The sequence below is a fragment of the Roseomonas fluvialis genome, assembly GCF_022846615.1.
Lineage (GTDB): Bacteria > Pseudomonadota > Alphaproteobacteria > Acetobacterales > Acetobacteraceae > Neoroseomonas > Neoroseomonas fluvialis.
In genome coordinates this window covers 2,573,759-2,590,761 of record NZ_AP025637.1, presented here as the reverse complement: position 1 = coordinate 2,590,761, position 17,003 = coordinate 2,573,759, and the positions used below count along the sequence as shown (strand labels likewise).

Here is a 17,003-nt window from a genome sequence, read left to right as displayed (position 1 = left end):
ATGAACAGCGCCAACGACATCGCCTGGAACAAGGACGCGCTGGCCCCCGGTGCTGCGCAGGATGCGGTGATCGGCCGCGTCACGGACGAGATGCAGGACAAGGGCTTCGTCGTCGCGAACATCGACAAGGTGGTGAACTGGGCGCGCACCGGTTCGCTGTGGCCGATGACCTTCGGGCTCGCGTGCTGCGCGGTACCGATGATCCACGCCTACATGGCGCGCTACGACCTCGACCGGTTCGGCATCATCCCGCGCGGGTCGCCGCGGCAGTCGGACGTGATGATCGTGGCCGGCACGCTGACCAACAAGATGGCCCCCGCGCTGCGCAAGGTCTACGACCAGATGAGCGAGCCGCGCTGGGTGATCAGCATGGGGTCCTGCGCGAACGGCGGCGGCTACTATCACTATTCCTACAGCGTGGTGCGCGGCTGCGATCGCATCGTGCCTGTGGATGTGTACGTGCCGGGCTGCCCGCCGACGGCCGAGGCGCTGGTCTACGGCATCCTGCAGCTGCAGAAGAAAATCCGCCGAACGGGGACCATCCTTCGTGGCTGAGAACGAGATCGCGGCGGCCGAACCGGCCGCGCCCGAGAACCCGCTGCGCGCTCTGGGGGCCGCCATCGCGGCGGCCGCTGGCGGTATCGTCACGGATGTGTCGATCCTGCGTGGCGCGGAACTTGTGCTGCATGCGCAGCGCAACGCGCTACCCGTGCTGATGACGCTGCTGCGCGACGACCCGCGCTTCGCGTTCGAACAGTGCATGGACATCTGCGGCGTCGACTGGCCTGAGCGGGCCGAGCGATTCGAGGTGGTCTATAACCTGCTCAGCCTCGCGCATAATCAACGGCTGCGCGTGGTGGTCACCACCGACGCCGATTCGCCGGTCCCCTCGATCGCCGGCATCTACGCGAGTGCCACCTGGTACGAGCGTGAGACGTGGGACATGTACGGCGTGGTCTTCGCCGGCCAGGTCGACCTGCGCCGCCTGTTGACCGACTACGGCTTTGAAGGCCACCCGCTGCGCAAGGACTTCCCGCTGACCGGCTTCGTCGAGCTGCGCTACGACGAGGAACTGAAGCGCGTGGCCTATGGCCCGGTGCAGCTCGCGCAGGAATTCCGCAACTTCGACTACCTGAGCCCTTGGGAAGGCATGACCACGCTCCCGGGCGACGAGAAGATCCACCTCAACCGCCTGGAGGGCCCGGCATGAGCCAGCCCCTGATCGGTGACGCGCCCGTCGAGACGGTCAAGCGCAGCATCGAGGTCGAGAGCCACACCATCAATTTCGGCCCGCAGCACCCGGCCGCGCATGGCGTGCTGCGCCTGATCCTCGAGATGAAGGGCGAGATCGTCGAGCGCGCCGACCCGCATATCGGCCTGCTGCATCGCGGCACCGAGAAGCTGATCGAGCACAAGACCTACATCCAGGCGCTGCCGTATTTCGACCGCCTCGATTACGTCAGCCCGATGTGCATGGAGCACCCCTTCGCACTGGCGACGGAACGTCTGCTGGGGATCGAGGTGCCGGAGCGTGCGCAGTATATCCGCGTGCTGTTTGCCGAGGTGACGCGGGTGCTGAACCACCTGCTGAACATCACGACCTATGCGCTGGATTGCGGCGCCATCACGCCGGCGCTGTGGGGCTTCGAGCAGCGCGAGACGCTGCTTGAATTCTACGAGCAGGTGTCGGGCAGCCACTACCATGCCAACTACTTCCGGCCGGGTGGTGTCGCGAAGGACCTGCCGCCGGGGCTGGAGGAGCGCATCGCTGACTGGGCGCGCAAGTTCCCCGCCTTCATCGACGACCTCGCGACGCTGCTGACGGAGAACCGCATTTTCAAGCAGCGCACCGTCGATATCGGCGTGATGACGGCGGAGCAGGCGATGGAGTGGGGCTTCTCCGGCCCCTGCCTGCGCGCGTCAGGCTGCGCGTGGGATCTGCGGAAGTCGCAGCCCTATGACGTGTATGACCGCATGGAATTCGACGTGCCGGTCGGCACCCGCGGCGATTGCTACGACCGCTATCTGGTGCGGATGCTCGAGATGCGGCAGTCGCTGCGCATCATCGAGCAGTGCCTGGCGCAGATGAAGCCCGGCCCGGTGAAGGTGCTGGACAACAAGATCGCGCCGCCGTCGCGTGGTGAGATGAAGCGGTCGATGGAAGCGCTGATCCATCACTTCAAGCTCTATACCGAGGGCTATCACGTGCCCGCCGGCAGCACCTACACCGTGACCGAGGCGCCGAAGGGCGAGTTCGGCGTGTATCTGGTCGCGGACGGCACCAACAAGCCGTACCGCTGCAAGATCCGCGCGCCGGGATACGCGCATCTGCAGGCGATGGAAGTGCTGTCGAAGGGGCACATGCTGGCCGACGCGGTGGCGGTGATCGGCTCGCTGGATGTCGTGTTCGGGGAGATCGACCGGTGAGCCACGCTTCTGCGCCCAGCGTGCATTCGCACGACGAACCGACCGCCTTCGCCTTCGATGCCGAGAGCGAGGCGAAGATCGCCACGGTCATCAAGCGCTACCCCGAAGGCAAGCAGGCCAGCGCGGTGATCCCGCTGTTGTATGTCGTGCAGAAGCAGATGGGCCGGCAGACCGGCAGCGCCTGGGTGCCGCGGGTTGCGATGGATGTGGTGGCGGACCGGTTGTCCATGCCGCCGATCCGCGTCTACGAGGTCGCGACCTTCTACTTCATGTTCAACACCAAGCCGATCGGGCGATACCACCTGCAGGTGTGCGGCACGACGCCGTGCTGGCTGCGCGGGTCCGATGACGTGCTGCGCGCCTGCAAGGATGCCGGCGCGCTGAAGGGCTATGGCGACACCAGTGCGGATGGGCTGTTCACGCTGACCGAGATGGAGTGCATGGGTGCCTGCGTGAACGCGCCGATGATCGCAGTGGATGACGACTACTACGAGGACCTCGACTACGAGCGCACCGTCGCGCTGATCGAATCGCTCAAGCGTGGCGAACGCCCGGCGCCGGGCAGCGCGATCGGGCGGCAGAGCAGTGCGCCGGAAGGTGGGCCGCAGGTCCTCACCGGCGCGGAGCAGGAATGACCATGGCGCTCTCCGACAAGGACCGCATTTTCCAGAATCTGTACGGCACGCAGCCCTGGAACCTGGCTGCGGCGCGCATGCGCGGGAACTGGGACGGGACAGCGACGATCCTCGCGCGCGGTCGCGACGGCATCATCGAGGAGATGAAGAATTCCGGCCTGCGCGGCCGCGGCGGCGCCGGCTTCCCGACCGGCATGAAGTGGTCCTTCATGCCGAAGCAGTCGGATGGGCGGCCGTCCTACCTGGTCGTGAACGCGGATGAATCCGAACCCGGCACCTGCAAGGACCGCGACATCATTCGCCACGATCCGCACACGCTGGTCGAGGGCTGCCTGATCGCCGGCTTCGCAATGGGTGCGGTGGCCGGCTACATCTACATCCGCGGCGAGTACTTCAATGAGAGCGTGGTGCTCGAAGCGGCGATCGCGGAAGCCTACGAAGCCGGGTTGCTCGGCAAGAACGCAGCAGGGTCCGGGTATGATTTCGACCTCTATGTCCATCGCGGGGCAGGGGCTTATATCTGCGGCGAAGAGACGGCGCTGATCGAAAGCCTCGAAGGCAAGAAGGGGATGCCGCGGCTGAAGCCGCCGTTTCCGGCCGCCGTCGGGCTCTATGGGTGCCCGACCACGGTGAACAATGTCGAGACCATCGCCGTGGTTCCGGAGATCATGCGGCGCGGCGGCGCGTGGTTCGCCAGCTTCGGGCGGCCGAAGAATTCCGGCACCAAGATCTTCTGCATCCAGGGCCATGTGAACAAGCCCTGCAACGTGGAAGCCGAGATGAGCATCCCGATGCGGGAACTCATCGAGCGCTACGCCGGCGGCGTGCGCGGCGGGTGGGACAACCTGCTGTGTGTCATCCCCGGCGGTTCGTCGACGCCGCTGCTGCCCAAGCACATCTGCGACGACGTGCTGATGGATTTCGACGCGCTGCGCGAACACAAGTCGGGCCTCGGCACCGCGGGCGTGATCGTGATGGACAAGTCGACCGACGTGATCAAGGCGATCGCTCGGCTGGCGGCCTTCTACAAGCACGAGAGCTGCGGCCAATGCACGCCCTGCCGCGAAGGCATGGGCTGGCAGATGCGGCTGATGAACCGGATGGTCACGGGCAATGCGGAGATCGAGGAGATCGACGTGCTCGAGAACGTCACGCGCCGGATCGAGGGGCACACCATCTGCGCACTGGCGGATGGTGGCGTCTGGCCGGTGCAGGGGCTGATCCGGCATTTCCGACCGCTGATGGAAGAACGCATCATGGCGTACAAGGCGCAGCATGCGCGCCTGGCGGCGGAGTAACGCGCCATGGCGAAGGTCACCATCGACGGCATCGAGGTCGAGGTCCCGAACGGCGCCTCCGTGCTGCAGGCCTGCGAGGCCGCTGGCAAGGAAGTGCCGCGCTTCTGCTATCACGAACGCCTGTCGGTCGCCGGCAACTGCCGCATGTGCTTGGTGGAAGTGGAGAAGGCGCCCAAGCCCGTGGCGTCCTGCGCGTACCCCGTCATGGACGGGATGAAGGTGTTCACCGACACCGCCGTGGTGCGCCAGGCGCGGCGCAACGTGATGGAATTCCTGCTCATCAACCACCCGCTGGATTGCCCGATCTGCGACCAGGGTGGCGAGTGCGACCTGCAGGACCAGGCCGTCGCGTATGGCCACGACAAGTCGCGCTACGAGGAACCCAAGCGCGCGGTGAAGGACAAGGACATCGGCCCGCTGGTGAAGACGGTGATGAACCGCTGCATCCAGTGCACGCGCTGCGTCCGCTTCAGCGCCGAGGTCGCCGGCACGCCCGAACTGGGCGGCACCAACCGCGGCGAGAACATGGAGATTGGCACCTATGTGGAGAAGGCGCTGACGTCCGAACTGTCGGGCAATTTGATCGACATCTGCCCGGTGGGGGCGCTGACCTCGCGCCCCTATGCCTTCGTGTCGCGGCCCTGGGAATTGACGAAGACCGACAGCATCGACGTGCTGGATGCGGTGGGTGCGAATATCCGCGTCGATGCGCGCGGGCCGGAGGTGCTGCGCATCATCCCGCGCATCAACGAGGCGGTGAACGAGGAATGGATAGCCGATCGCGGCCGCTTCTCCTTCGACGGGCTGAAGCGGCGGCGGCTGGACCGTCCCTGGGTGAAGAAGGACGGCAAGCTGGTCGCGGCGACCTGGCCCGAAGCCTTTGCGGCCATTGCGACGAAGCTGTCGTCACTGCCGGGTGAGCGCATCGGCGCCGTCGCGGGCGCGCTGGCGGATGCGGAGAGCCTGCTGGCACTCAAGGACCTGATGGCAGCCTATGGGTCGACGAACCTGGATTGCCGCGACGATTTCGCGGCGATCGATGCGTCGCGGCCTGACTTCTTCCGCTTCAACACCACCATTGCCGGCATTGAGGAAGCGGATGCGCTGCTGATCATCGGCAGCGACGTGCGTCGCGAGGCGCCGGTGTTGAACGCGCGTATCCGCAAGCGCTGGACGGCGGGGAAGTTCCCGATCGGCTTCGTCGGGCCGCGCGGCGTGGACCTGACCTACCCGGCGCAGCACCTGGGCGAGGGGCCCGCCGCGATGGCCGCCTTCGCCGAGACGCTGAAGGCCGCGCAGAAGCCGATGATCATCCTTGGCCGCGGCGCCTTGCAGCGCGCCGATGGCGCGGCGGTGCTGGCGGCGGCGTGGCAGTTGGCGGCGGATGTGGGCGCGCTGACGCCAGACTGGCACGGCTTCAACCTGCTGCATCTGTTCGGCGGCCAGGTGGGTGCGCTGGAACTCGGCTTCGTGCAGGGCAAGCCGCTGAGCGACATGCTCGCCGGCGGCGTCGATGCGTTGTGGCTGCTGAACGCGGATGGCTTCGAGCCGTCGCGCATCGCGCCCAGCACCTTCGTGATCTACCAGGGCCACCATGGCGATGCGATGGCCGCGCGGGCCGATGTAATCCTGCCCGGCGCCGCGTACACCGAGAAGGACGCGACCTGGGTGAATACCGAGGGTCGCGCACAGCGCGGGCGCCTGGCCATCTTCCCGCCCGGCGAAGCGAAGGAGGATTGGCGCATCCTCCGCGCCTACAGCGAGGGTGTCGGCAAGACGCTGCCCTATGACGACACCAACGCGATCCGTGCGCGGCTGGCGACAGTCAGCCCGGTCTTTGCGCGCGTGGGCGACGTGGTGCGCGCCGGCTGCAGCGACATCACCGCGCCGGCCGGCGGCACACCGACGGACGCGCCCTTCGTGCTGCCGATCCCTGTCTATCATCAGGCCGATGTGATCAGCCGCGCATCCGACACCATGGCCACCTGTGCCGCTGTCTATGGGCCACAGCCAGCAATGGCGGCGGAATAGAGCGATGGACTTCTTCTTCAACCATCCGGTCGGCATCCTGGCCCTGACCGTGGTGAAGGCGCTGGCGCTGCTGGTGCCGCTGCTGGTTGGTGTCGCCTACCTGACCTACGCGGAACGCAAGGTCCTGGCGGCGATGCAACTCCGCAAGGGACCTAATGTCGTCGGTCCCTTCGGCCTGTTCCAACCCTTTGCCGACGCCATCAAGATGCTGATGAAGGAGACGATCGTGCCGACTGGCGCGAACCGTGTCCTGTTCCTGTTGGCCCCGATGCTGACCTTCATGCTGGCGATGCTGGCCTGGGCGGTGATCCCGGTGAATGACGGCTGGGCGATTGCCGACATCAATGTCGGCATCCTGTATCTGTTCGCAATCAGCAGCCTGGGCGTGTACGGCGTGATCATCGCGGGCTGGGCGTCGAATTCGAAATACGCCTTCCTCGGCGCGCTGCGATCGGCGGCGCAGATGGTGTCCTACGAAGTCTCCATGGGCTTCGTCATCGTGACCGTGCTGCTGTGCGTGGGCTCGCTGAACCTGACCGAGATCGTGCGCGCGCAGTCCACCGTCTGGTTCGCGATCCCGCTCTTCCCGATGTTCGTGATCTTCTTCATCTCGACGCTGGCGGAGACCAACCGCGCGCCCTTCGATCTGCCCGAGGGCGAGTCCGAACTCGTCGCCGGCTTCTTCGTCGAATACAGCTCGATGTCCTTCGCGCTGTTCTTCCTCGGCGAATACGCGAACATGATCCTGATGTCGGCGCTGACCACCATCCTGTTCCTGGGTGGGTGGCTGCCGCCGATCGACATCGCGCCGTTCAACTGGGTGCCCGGGCCGGTCTGGTTCGTCGCCAAGATCTGCCTGTGCCTGTTCACCTTCATCTGGGTGCGCGCGACCTTCCCGCGCTACCGCTACGACCAGCTGATGCGCCTGGGCTGGAAAGTGTTCCTCCCGTTCAGCCTGGCCTGGCTGGTGTTGACGGCGCTCGTGCTGAAGCTCACCGGCTGGCTTCCGGCGTGAGGATCTGACCATGGCCTCCCTCGATCGTCTCGCCCGCGGCCTGCTGCTGACCGAACTGGTTTCGGGCATGGCGCTGACGCTGAAGTATTTCTTCAAGAAGAAGGTGACGCTGAACTACCCGTTCGAGCGCGGCCCGCTCGGCCCGCGCTTCAAGGGGGAGCACGCGCTGCGCCGCTATCCCAATGGCGAGGAACGCTGCATCGCCTGCAAGCTCTGCGAAGCGGTCTGCCCCGCCCAGGCCATCACCATCGAGGCCGAGCCGCGCGAGGACGGATCCCGCCGCACCACGCGCTACGACATCGACATGACGAAGTGCATCTATTGCGGTCTGTGCGAGGAAGCCTGCCCAGTCGACGCCATCGTTGAGGGCCCCAACATGGAATTCGCCGCCGAGACGCGCGAGGAGCTGATCTTCACCAAGGAGAAGCTGCTCGACAATGGCGACCGCTGGGAGCCGATGCTCGCGGAACGCCTGCGCCTCGACGCGCCGTACCGGTGACCTCACGATGATCGCAACCCTTGCCTTCTACGCTTTCGCGGCGGTGCTGATCGCCTCCGCCGTCATGGTGGTGACCAGCCGCAACCCGGTGCATTCCGTGCTGTTCCTGATCCTGGCCTTCTTCAACGCGGCGGGGCTGTTCCTGATCGCGGGGGCTGAGTTCCTCGCGATGATCCTGGTCATCGTCTATGTCGGCGCGGTCGCGGTGCTGTTCCTGTTCGTGGTGATGATGCTCGACATCGACTTCGCGCAGCTGCGCGAGGGCTTCCAGCGCTACGCGCCGTTCGGCGCCGTGATCGGCGGGATCCTGCTGCTGGAACTCTTCATGGTGGTGACGGTCTGGCGCTTCGCGCCGGAGGCCGCCGCACTTCGACTGAACCCGAACCCCGAAGGCGTGACGAATGCCGAGGCGCTCGGTCGCATCCTCTATACGGACTACATCTACCTGTTCCAGGGCAGCGGCGTGATCCTGCTGGTGGCGATGATCGGCGCCATCGTGCTGACGCATCGCGACCGCCCAGGCACGAAGCGGCAGGATATCGGCGCGCAGGTGTCGCGGTCGGGGTCCGTCTCGGTGCGCCAGGTGCCGATGGGCGTCGGGCTGAAGGAGATCGGCATCGAACGCCCGCCATCGCCTGATGAAGCCCCGCCCAAGCAGGTCGAGCATCATGGCCATGGGGGGCACCATTGAGATGGCCGTCTCGCTCGCGCATTTCCTGACCGTCTCGGCCATCCTGCTGGTGCTGGGGGTCTTCGGCATCTTCCTCAACCGGAAGAACGTCATCGTCATCCTGATGTCGGTGGAACTGATCCTGCTCGCGGTGAATTTGAACCTGGTGGCCTTCTCGGCCGCGCTGGGGGACCTCACCGGCCAGGTCTTCACCATGTTCATCCTGACCGTCGCCGCGGCCGAGGCGGCGATCGGCCTCGCGATCGTGGTCATCTACTTCCGCAACCGCGGGACTATCGAGGTCGAGGATATCTCGACCCTGAAGGGCTGAGCGCATGTTCGTCGGCGCTGTCTTCTTCCCGCTGCTGGGTGCAAGCATTGCGGGCCTGTTCGGCCGCTGGATCGGCGACCGTGCCGCGCAGGCGGCGACCATCGTCTGCATGGTGCTGGCCGCGATCTGCGGGCTGACCGCCTTCTGGCAGGTCGCGCTGGGCCACACGGCGACCACCATCGAGATCGTGACCTTCCTCGATGTCGGTGGCTTCGAAGTGTCCTGGGCGCTGCGCTACGACACGCTGTCGGCGGTCATGGTCGGCATGGTCACGCTGATCTCGACGCTGATCCATATCTACAGCGTGGGCTACATGTCCCACGACCCGGACCGGCCGCGCTTCTTCGCCTACCTGTCGCTATTCACCTTCATGATGCTGATGCTGGTGACGGCGGACAACCTGGTGCAGCTGTTCTTCGGCTGGGAAGGCGTGGGGCTCGCGAGCTACCTGCTGATCGGCTTCTGGTACGAGAAGGAGAGTGCCTGCGCCGCCGCGATGAAGGCGTTCATCGTGAACCGCGTGGGCGACCTGTTCTTCATGCTCGGCCTGGCGCTGACCTTCTGGACCTTCGGCAGCGTGGAATTCAGCGCCATCTTCGGCGCGATCGACCAGCACAAGGACGCGACCTTCGCCGGCTTCCGTGCCTACGAGGTCATCTGCGTGCTGCTGTTCCTCGGCGCCTGCGGCAAGTCGGCGCAGCTGGGCCTGCACACCTGGTTGCCGGATGCGATGGAAGGGCCAACGCCGGTCTCCGCGCTGATCCATGCCGCGACCATGGTGACGGCGGGCGTGTTCCTCGTTGCGCGCATGTCGCCGGTGTTTGAGTACGCGCCGTTCGCGCTCGCTGTCGTCACCCTGGTGGGCGCATCGACCGCGCTCTTTGCGGCGACCATCGGTTGCGTGCAGAACGACATCAAGCGGATCATCGCGTATTCGACCTGCTCGCAGCTGGGCTACATGTTCTTCGCGGCCGGTGTCGGTGCCTACCAGGGCGCGGTGTTCCACCTGTTCACCCATGCCTTCTTCAAGGCGCTCCTGTTCCTGGGCGCTGGTTCCGTGATCCACGCCATGTCGAACGAGCAGGACATCCGCAAGATGGGCGGAATCTGGCGTAAGATCCCGATGACCTATGCGGTCATGTGGATCGGGTCGCTGGCGCTGGCGGGCGTGCCCTACTTCGCCGGCTACTACTCGAAGGACTTCGTGCTGGAGGCGGCCTTCGCCGCGCATTCCACGGTCGGCATGTATGCCTTCGCCTGCGGCATGATCGCGGCCTTCCTGACCGCCTTCTACTCCTGGCGCCTCATCATCCTGACGTTCCACGGCGCGCCGCGCGCCGACCACCACACCATGGAGCACGTGCACGAAAGCCCGATCTCCATGCTGGCGCCGCTGACGGTGCTCGCGGTCGGCGCCATCACCGTGGGCGCGGTGTTCAAGGACAATTTCGTCGGCCATCACTGGGAGCAGTTCTGGAACGGCGCCATCGTCAACGCGCCGCACAACCACATCATGCATGCGGCGCACGAGGTGCCGTCCTGGGTGCCGCTGGCCCCGACCGTGGTCGGCCTGTCGGGCATTGCGCTGGCCTACATCCTGTACATGTTCGCGCCGTCCATCCCGGGGAAGCTCGCGTCCACCTTCGGCGGGCTGTACCGGTTCCTGCTGAACAAGTGGTATTTCGATGAGCTGTACGACGCGATCTTCGTCCGCCCCACCCGCGCCCTGGCGCGCGTGCTGTGGCAGAAGGTCGATGCCGGCGTGATCGACGGCGTGCCCAATGGCGCCGCCGCCATTGCCACCGACGTCGCGCAGGGCGCGGTGCGCCTGCAGACGGGTCGTGTCGCCAACTACGCCTTCACCATGATCGCGGGGCTCGCCATCTTCGTGACTTTGCTCGTCTTCGGAGCCGCCCGATGAACGCCGCCGGCTTCCCGCTTCTGAGCCTGCTGACCTTCCTGCCGCTGGCCGGCGCCATCGCCATCCTGACGCTGCGCGGCGACGACAAGGTCACCGCCGAGAACGCGCGCTGGACGGCGCTCTGGACTAGCCTGATCGTCTTCGCGCTGTCGCTGATCCTGTGGTTCCGCTTCGACAAGACCGACCCGGGGTTCCAGTTCGTCGAACGGCTCGACTGGCTGAGCGAATTCGGCATCACCTACCACATGGGCGTGGACGGCATCTCGGTGCTGTTCATCCTGCTGTCCACGCTGCTGACGCCGATCTGCATCCTGGCGTCCTGGGACTCGATCCAGACCCGCGTGCGGGAATACATGGTCGCCTTCCTGGTGCTTGAGATGATGATGGTCGGCATGTTCGCTGCGCTGGATTTCATCGTCTTCTATGTGTTCTTCGAGGGCGTGCTGATCCCGATGTTCCTCATCATCGGGGTGTGGGGCGGCAAGCGGCGCGTCTATGCGTCGTTCAAGTTCTTCCTCTACACGCTGCTCGGTTCGGTGCTGATGCTGCTGGCGATCCTGCTGCTGTGGTTCCGCGCCGGCACCACCGACATCCCGGAGCTGTTCCAGCACGCCATCCCGCCGGCGCTGCAGACTTGGATCTTCCTGGCCTTCTTCGCCTCCTTCGCGGTCAAGGTGCCGATGTGGCCGTTCCATACCTGGCTGCCGGATGCGCACGTCGAGGCGCCCACGGCGGGGTCGGTCATCCTGGCGGGCGTGCTGCTGAAGATGGGCGCTTACGGCTTCCTGCGCTTCTCCCTGCCGATGCTGCCGCATGCCTCCGCCGACTTCGCGCCCTTCATCTACGCGCTGTCGATCATCGCGGTGGTCTACACCTCGCTGGTCGCGCTCGCGCAGGAGGATATGAAGAAGCTCATCGCCTATTCGTCCGTCGCCCACATGGGCATCGTCACGCTGGGCATCTTCACCTTCTCCGTGCAGGGGCTGTCGGGCGCGCTCTACACCATGCTGTCGCACGGTATCGTCTCGGGCGCGTTGTTCCTCTGCGTCGGCGTGCTGTATGACCGCGTGCATTCGCGTGAGATCGCGCGCTATGGCGGCGTGGCGAAGATCATGCCGGCCTATGCGCTGGTCTTCATGCTGTTCACCATGGCCTCCGTCGCGCTGCCGGGCCTGGCGGGCTTCCCCGGCGAATTGCTGGTGATCGTCGCCGCCTGGAAGATCAACGCCTGGGTCGCCTTCGGCGCGGCGATGGGCATGATCCTCGGCGCGGCATACGCGCTGTACCTGTACAAGCGCGTCGCCTTCGGGCGCATCACCAGGGATGACCTGCGGGGCTTGCTCGACATGTCGCCGCGCGAGCACGCGGTGTTTGCGCCCCTGGTGATCCTGGCGGTGTGGATGGGCGTCTATCCGCAATCCTTCCTGTCTTTCTTCGAGGCCACGGTCACGGCGCTTGTGGTCCGCCACGAAGCCGCATTGGCGGCCACGCGCTTGGCGGGGATGTGAGATGATGAACTGGACCCTCGCACTTCCCGAACTGGTGCTGGCCTTGTCGGGCCTGGCCATCCTCGGCATCGGCGTGCTGCCCAAGCGCAACACCTTCTTCCCCTGCGCCATGGCGGTGGTCGGCGCCTTCCTGCTGACCGCGGTGGTGGCGCTGGGCGTGCCGGAAGGCACGGCCTTCGGCGGGCAGATCGCCGCGGATGCCTTCTCGCGCTTCGCCAAGGTGCTGATCCTGCTCGGTGCGGCCGCCGGCGTCGTGCTATCCATCGACTTCAACGCGCGTGAGGGGCTCGACCGCTTCGAGTATCCCGTGCTGCTGCTGTTCGCGACGCTCGGCATGATGGTCATGGTCTCGGCCAACGACCTGATGGCACTGTATATCGGGCTCGAGCTGCTCTCGCTCAGCCTCTATGTCGTGGCCGCGTTCAACCGCGACGATGAGCGCTCGGCGGAAGCGGGCCTCAAGTATTTCGTCCTCGGCGCGCTGGCCTCGGGCCTGCTGCTCTATGGATCTTCGCTGGTCTATGGCTTCACCGGCACCACCAATTTCGACAGCATCGCGATTGCGCTGTCCGACCCAACCAAGGCCAGTTCCGGCCTGATCGTCGGGCTGGTGTTCGTGATGGTGGGCCTGGCCTTCAAGATCTCCGCCGTGCCCTTCCACATGTGGACGCCCGACGTCTACGAGGGCGCGCCCACGCCGGTCACCGCCTTTTTTGCGGCCGCCCCCAAGGTCGCCGCCATCGCGCTGTTCGCGCGCGTGCTGGGCGGGCCGTTCGGGGACCTCGCGGGCCAGTGGCAGCAGGTGGTGGTGGTCATCTCGCTGCTGTCGATGGTGCTCGGCGCCTTCGCCGCCATCGGGCAGGAGAACATCAAGCGGCTGATGGCCTATTCCTCCATCGGCCATGTCGGCTTCGCGCTGGTCGGCCTCGCGGCCGCCTCGGAAGCGGGGATGCGCGGGTTGCTGGTCTATATGGCGATCTACCTGCTGATGAACCTCGGCGCCTTCGCGGTGTTGGTGGCGATGCGCCGGCAGGGCAGGGCGGTCGAGCAGGTGAAGGACCTCGCGGGCCTCGCCAAGACCGACCTCGGCATGGCGGTCTGGATGGCGATCTTCATGTTCTCAATGGCCGGCATCCCGCCGCTCGCGGGCTTCTTCGGCAAGATGTTCGTCTTCAAGGCGGCGGTGGATGCCGGTCTGTGGACGCTCGCGATTGTCGGCGTGCTGGCCTCGGTCGTCTCGGCCTTCTACTACCTGCGGATCGTGAAGGTGATGTTCTTCGACGAGCAGGTCGGTGCCGCGCTCGACCCGCGGCCGGCCACGGTCTCGCTCGTGATGACCGCGTCGGGCCTGTTCACCCTGCTCTTCTTCCTCTACCCGGCCCCGCTGGTGGCCGCGGCGCAGGCGGCGGTCGCCGCCCTGCTGGGGTGACGCAGCACCGCTTCCGGCTGCGCGTCCACGCGGCGCTGCCGAGCACCTCGGACCTGGTGGCGCAACTTGCCGCGTCGGGGGAACCCGATGGGCTCGCCGTGCTGGCGCATCGGCAGACCGCGGGGCGTGGAACGCAGGGGCGTGCCTGGGAAAGCCGCGCGGGCAACCTGCATCTGTCCGTGCTGCTGCGCCCGGCCGAACCGCTGCGTCATGCACCACAATGGGGGCTGCTGGCCGCTGTCGCGCTGGGCGACGCCGTCGCCGCGACCATACCGGACCCGCGCGCCATCACGTTGAAATGGCCGAACGACCTGATGCTGAATGGTGCCAAGGCCGCCGGCATCCTTGCCGAGGCCAGCCCCGACGACCAGGGCGGCATCGCGTGGCTGTGCCTGGGCATCGGCGTCAACCTGGACCATGCCCCGCAGGTCGAAGGGCGCGTCACCGCCTGCCTGGCCGACACGGGCATCGTTGCCCCCAGGCCCGAAGCCTTCGCCGAGACACTACTGGCCGCGCTGGACGGCCGCCGCACCCAGCGCATCACCGAAGGCTTCGCGCCGATCCGCGCCGCCTGGCTCGAACGCGGCCCGGCGCTCGACACGCACCTCGCGCTCAGCAGCGGTATCGCCGGGCGTTTCGCGGGCCTGGCCGAGGATGGCCGCCTGCTGCTCGCCACCGGCGGGCGCGTCCACGCCCTTGCTTCCGGGGAGCTCACCTGATGCTGCTCGCCATCGATGCCGGCAACACCAACGTCGTTTTTGCCGTCCATGACGGCAAGGAATGGCGCGGCCGCTGGCGCATCGCCACGCGCGCCGACCGGACGTCGGACGAATACGCGGTATGGTTGCTCGCGCTGTTCCAGCATGCGGGCGTGAACCCCAACGACGTCACGCGCTGCGTCATCGGCACCGTCGTCCCCGCCGCGCTCTACAACCTGCGCCGCGTCTGCCGCGACTGGTTCGACACCGAACCCCTGATCGCCCGCGCCCACCTCGACTGGGGCTTCGAGATCCGCGTCGACCAGCCCAACGAGGTCGGCGCCGACCGGCTGCTCAACGCGCTCGCAAGCCACACCCACTACAAGGGCCCGCTGGTGGTGATCGACTTCGGCACCGCCACTACCTTCGACGTGGTGGACCATGATGGCGGCTATGTCGGCGGCGTCATCGCCCCGGGCATCAACCTGTCGATCGAAGCGCTGCACCGCGCCGCTGCCCGCCTGCCGCGCATCGGTATCGGCCGGCCGCAGGCGGTGATCGGGCGTTCCACCGTGCCGGCCATGCAGTCGGGCATCTACTGGGGCTATGTCGGGCTGATCGAGGGCATCGTCTCACGCATCAAGGCCGAGTTCGGCGGGCCCCTCAAGGTCATCGGCACCGGCGGCCTGGCCTCCCTGTTCGCCGAGGGCACCCTTGTCATTGAACGGACCGACCCCGACATCACCCTCGAGGGCCTGCGCCTGCTGGCCGATCGCAATCCTGTTCCCGTCTTCCACCACAGCGCGCTCCGCGACCCGCTGAGATCGGAGTCCGACTGACCCGCATGAACGCATTGTCCGGCGACCTCGCCTTCCTCCCGCTCGGCGGGACCGGCGAGATCGGCATGAACCTGAACGTCTACCGCTGCGACGACCAATTGCTGGCGGTGGATTGCGGCCTGGGCTTCGCCGGGCGCGACAACCCCGAAGTCGATGTCATGGTGCCCGACCCGGGCTGGCTCGCGGCGCGCCGCGACCGCCTGCTGGGCCTGGTCATCACCCACGCGCATGAGGACCACATCGGTGCGGTCACGCATCTGTGGCGACAATTTCGCTGCAAGATCTTCGCGACACCCTTCGCCGCGACCGTGCTGACGCGCAAGCTGACCGAAGCCGGCATGGCGCAGGAGGTGCCGCTGGTGGTCACGCAACCGCGCGCGCGCTTCCGCCTCGGCCCCTTCGACTGCGAATACATCCCGGTCGCGCATTCCATCCCCGAGGCCCAGGCGCTCGCGATCCGCACGCGCCATGGAACGGTGCTGCACACAGGGGACTGGAAGCTCGACCCCGACCCGCTGGTTGGCCCCCGCACGGATGAGGCCGCCTTCGCCAAGCTCGGCGAGGAAGGCGTGCTCGCCATAGTCTGCGATTCGACCAATGCCATGGTCGAAGGCCATTCGGGCAGCGAGGCCGAGGTCCGGCGCAATCTGGCCGCGCTGATCCGGCCCATGACCGGGCGCGTGGCGGTGACTGGATTCGCCTCCAATGTCGCGCGGCTTGAATCCATTGCGCTGGCCGGGCGCGCCGCGGGGCGCCAGGTGGCGCTGATCGGCCGCAGCCTGCGCAACATCGAGGCCGCCGCGCGCGAATGCGGCTACCTGAAGTCGATCCCGCCCTTCCTGCCCGAGGAGGAGGCCGGCTACCTGCCGGACGAGGAAATCCTGCTGATCTGCACCGGCAGCCAGGGCGAACCGCGCTCGGCCATGGCCAAGATCGCCGAGGACACCCACCCGCACATCGCGCTTGGCGAGGGCGATACGGTCATCTTCTCCTCCCGCCGCATCCCGGGGAACGAACGCGCCATCCAGCGCATTCAGGACGGGCTGGTGCGCCGCGGCTGCAAGGTGATGACCGACGACGACCACATGGTCCATGTCTCCGGCCATCCGGCGCGCGACGAGCTGAAGCGCCTCTATGCGCTGGTGAAGCCGCGCTTCGCCGTGCCGGTGCATGGCGAATGGCGTCACATGCAGGACCATGCCGGTCTCGCGACCGAATGCGGCGCGACGCCCTTCCTGATCGAGGATGGTGACGTGCTGCGCCTGTCGGGCAACCGGCCCGAGGTGGTGGAATCCGTCCCGGCGGGTCGCCTCGCCGTCGATGCCGACCGGCTGGTGCCGATGGACGGCGCCATCCTGGCCGCGCGCCGGCGGATGATGTTCAACGGCGTGGTGGTCGCCTCGATCGCGGTGGACGGGCAGGGCAGGGTGCTGGGCCAGCCGCAGATCGCGGCCCCCGGCCTGTTCGACGTGGGCGATGCCGAACCCATGCTGATCGCCGCGGACCTGCGCGAGGCGGTGGCCGCCCTGCCGGCCGCGCTGAAGCGGGAGGACGATGCGCTGCGCGAGGCCGCCCGCGGTGCGCTGCGCAAGGCGGTCGGGCGCCGGCTGCGCAAGCGCCCTACGGTCGAGGTCCACCTGCTGCGCGTCTGAGCGCCCCTTTGCCCCCTGCCGCGGCAGCCCCATCTGCCGCGGCGTCACGA

16 protein-coding genes are annotated in these 17,003 nt (G+C 66.8%); all 16 read left to right on the top strand.

What is annotated here, in order from left to right; genetic code table 11:
• Genes MWM08_RS12575 through MWM08_RS12500 form a run of 16 tightly spaced genes read left to right on the top strand, consistent with a single transcriptional unit; the run spans position 1 to position 16,953 of the window.
• Complete coding sequence (locus tag MWM08_RS12575) at positions 1-555, top strand: NuoB/complex I 20 kDa subunit family protein (RefSeq protein WP_244459782.1); 555 nt, start codon at positions 1-3, stop codon at positions 553-555.
• Positions 548-1,210, top strand: coding sequence for an NADH-quinone oxidoreductase subunit C (locus tag MWM08_RS12570; RefSeq protein ID WP_423816036.1), 663 nt, complete (start codon positions 548-550; stop codon positions 1,208-1,210). Before MWM08_RS12575 ends, MWM08_RS12570 begins: the two co-directional genes overlap by 8 nt.
• On the top strand, positions 1,207-2,427 hold the full coding sequence (locus tag MWM08_RS12565; protein ID WP_244459781.1) for an NADH-quinone oxidoreductase subunit D: 1,221 nt from the start codon (positions 1,207-1,209) through the stop codon (positions 2,425-2,427). The genes MWM08_RS12570 and MWM08_RS12565 overlap by 4 nt, the downstream gene beginning before the upstream one ends.
• Entirely contained in the window at positions 2,424-3,062 is a 639-nt protein-coding gene (locus tag MWM08_RS12560; protein ID WP_244459780.1) for a complex I 24 kDa subunit family protein, read from the top strand. Before MWM08_RS12565 ends, MWM08_RS12560 begins: the two co-directional genes overlap by 4 nt.
• A 2-nt stretch (positions 3,063-3,064) precedes the next feature.
• Entirely contained in the window at positions 3,065-4,360 is a 1,296-nt protein-coding gene (nuoF, locus tag MWM08_RS12555; RefSeq protein ID WP_244459779.1) for an NADH-quinone oxidoreductase subunit NuoF, read from the top strand.
• Between the two features lie 6 nt (positions 4,361-4,366).
• On the top strand, positions 4,367-6,391 hold the full coding sequence (gene nuoG / locus MWM08_RS12550) for an NADH-quinone oxidoreductase subunit NuoG (protein ID WP_244459778.1): 2,025 nt from the start codon (positions 4,367-4,369) through the stop codon (positions 6,389-6,391).
• Between the two features lie 4 nt (positions 6,392-6,395).
• Positions 6,396-7,406 (top strand): NADH-quinone oxidoreductase subunit NuoH, encoded by a 1,011-nt coding sequence (gene nuoH, locus MWM08_RS12545; protein ID WP_244459777.1) that lies wholly within the window; start codon positions 6,396-6,398, stop codon positions 7,404-7,406.
• Positions 7,407-7,416: 10 nt separating this feature from the next.
• Positions 7,417-7,905 carry an NADH-quinone oxidoreductase subunit NuoI gene (nuoI, locus tag MWM08_RS12540; protein WP_244459776.1) on the top strand — a complete coding sequence of 163 codons (489 nt, stop codon included), beginning with the start codon at positions 7,417-7,419 and terminating at the stop codon, positions 7,903-7,905.
• Positions 7,906-7,912: 7 nt separating this feature from the next.
• Positions 7,913-8,596, top strand: a complete 684-nt coding sequence (locus MWM08_RS12535; RefSeq protein ID WP_244459775.1) for an NADH-quinone oxidoreductase subunit J — start codon at positions 7,913-7,915, stop codon at positions 8,594-8,596.
• Positions 8,580-8,906 (top strand): NADH-quinone oxidoreductase subunit NuoK, encoded by a 327-nt coding sequence (nuoK, locus tag MWM08_RS12530; RefSeq protein WP_244459774.1) that lies wholly within the window; start codon positions 8,580-8,582, stop codon positions 8,904-8,906. Before MWM08_RS12535 ends, nuoK begins: the two co-directional genes overlap by 17 nt.
• Before the next feature lie 4 nt (positions 8,907-8,910).
• The gene (nuoL, locus tag MWM08_RS12525; protein ID WP_244459773.1) at positions 8,911-10,827 is read left to right on the top strand and encodes an NADH-quinone oxidoreductase subunit L; all 1,917 of its coding nucleotides are present in this window, start codon (positions 8,911-8,913) and stop codon (positions 10,825-10,827) included.
• Complete coding sequence (locus MWM08_RS12520; RefSeq protein ID WP_244459772.1) at positions 10,824-12,335, top strand: NADH-quinone oxidoreductase subunit M; 1,512 nt, start codon at positions 10,824-10,826, stop codon at positions 12,333-12,335. Before nuoL ends, MWM08_RS12520 begins: the two co-directional genes overlap by 4 nt.
• A gap of 4 nt (positions 12,336-12,339) precedes the next feature.
• Complete coding sequence (nuoN, locus tag MWM08_RS12515) at positions 12,340-13,764, top strand: NADH-quinone oxidoreductase subunit NuoN (RefSeq protein WP_244459952.1); 1,425 nt, start codon at positions 12,340-12,342, stop codon at positions 13,762-13,764.
• Positions 13,761-14,483: a biotin--[acetyl-CoA-carboxylase] ligase gene (locus MWM08_RS12510; RefSeq protein ID WP_244459771.1), complete on the top strand. Its 723-nt coding sequence runs from the start codon at positions 13,761-13,763 to the stop codon at positions 14,481-14,483. Before nuoN ends, MWM08_RS12510 begins: the two co-directional genes overlap by 4 nt.
• Positions 14,483-15,301, top strand: coding sequence for a type III pantothenate kinase (locus tag MWM08_RS12505; protein WP_244459770.1), 819 nt, complete (start codon positions 14,483-14,485; stop codon positions 15,299-15,301). The genes MWM08_RS12510 and MWM08_RS12505 overlap by 1 nt, the downstream gene beginning before the upstream one ends.
• A 5-nt stretch (positions 15,302-15,306) precedes the next feature.
• The gene (locus MWM08_RS12500; RefSeq protein ID WP_244459769.1) at positions 15,307-16,953 is read left to right on the top strand and encodes a ribonuclease J; all 1,647 of its coding nucleotides are present in this window, start codon (positions 15,307-15,309) and stop codon (positions 16,951-16,953) included.
• Positions 16,954-17,003: the final 50 nt, after the last annotated feature.

Bases quoted from the DNA above. Each gene is read 5' to 3' on its own strand.
- MWM08_RS12520 (WP_244459772.1), top strand. From the start codon at position 10,824: ATGAACGCCGCCGGCTTCCCGCTTCTGAGCCTGCTGACCTTCCTGCCG.
- MWM08_RS12565 (WP_244459781.1), top strand. From the start codon at position 1,207: ATGAGCCAGCCCCTGATCGGTGACGCGCCCGTCGAGACGGTCAAGCGC.
- nuoI (WP_244459776.1), top strand. From the start codon at position 7,417: ATGGCCTCCCTCGATCGTCTCGCCCGCGGCCTGCTGCTGACCGAACTG.
- MWM08_RS12505 (WP_244459770.1), top strand. From the start codon at position 14,483: ATGCTGCTCGCCATCGATGCCGGCAACACCAACGTCGTTTTTGCCGTC.
- nuoG (WP_244459778.1), top strand. From the start codon at position 4,367: ATGGCGAAGGTCACCATCGACGGCATCGAGGTCGAGGTCCCGAACGGC.
- nuoL (WP_244459773.1), top strand. From the start codon at position 8,911: ATGTTCGTCGGCGCTGTCTTCTTCCCGCTGCTGGGTGCAAGCATTGCG.
- MWM08_RS12575 (WP_244459782.1), top strand. From the start codon at position 1: ATGAACAGCGCCAACGACATCGCCTGGAACAAGGACGCGCTGGCCCCC.
- nuoN (WP_244459952.1), top strand. From the start codon at position 12,340: ATGAACTGGACCCTCGCACTTCCCGAACTGGTGCTGGCCTTGTCGGGC.
- nuoF (WP_244459779.1), top strand. From the start codon at position 3,065: ATGGCGCTCTCCGACAAGGACCGCATTTTCCAGAATCTGTACGGCACG.
- nuoK (WP_244459774.1), top strand. From the start codon at position 8,580: ATGGGGGGCACCATTGAGATGGCCGTCTCGCTCGCGCATTTCCTGACC.
- MWM08_RS12500 (WP_244459769.1), top strand. From the start codon at position 15,307: ATGAACGCATTGTCCGGCGACCTCGCCTTCCTCCCGCTCGGCGGGACC.
- nuoH (WP_244459777.1), top strand. From the start codon at position 6,396: ATGGACTTCTTCTTCAACCATCCGGTCGGCATCCTGGCCCTGACCGTG.
- MWM08_RS12535 (WP_244459775.1), top strand. From the start codon at position 7,913: ATGATCGCAACCCTTGCCTTCTACGCTTTCGCGGCGGTGCTGATCGCC.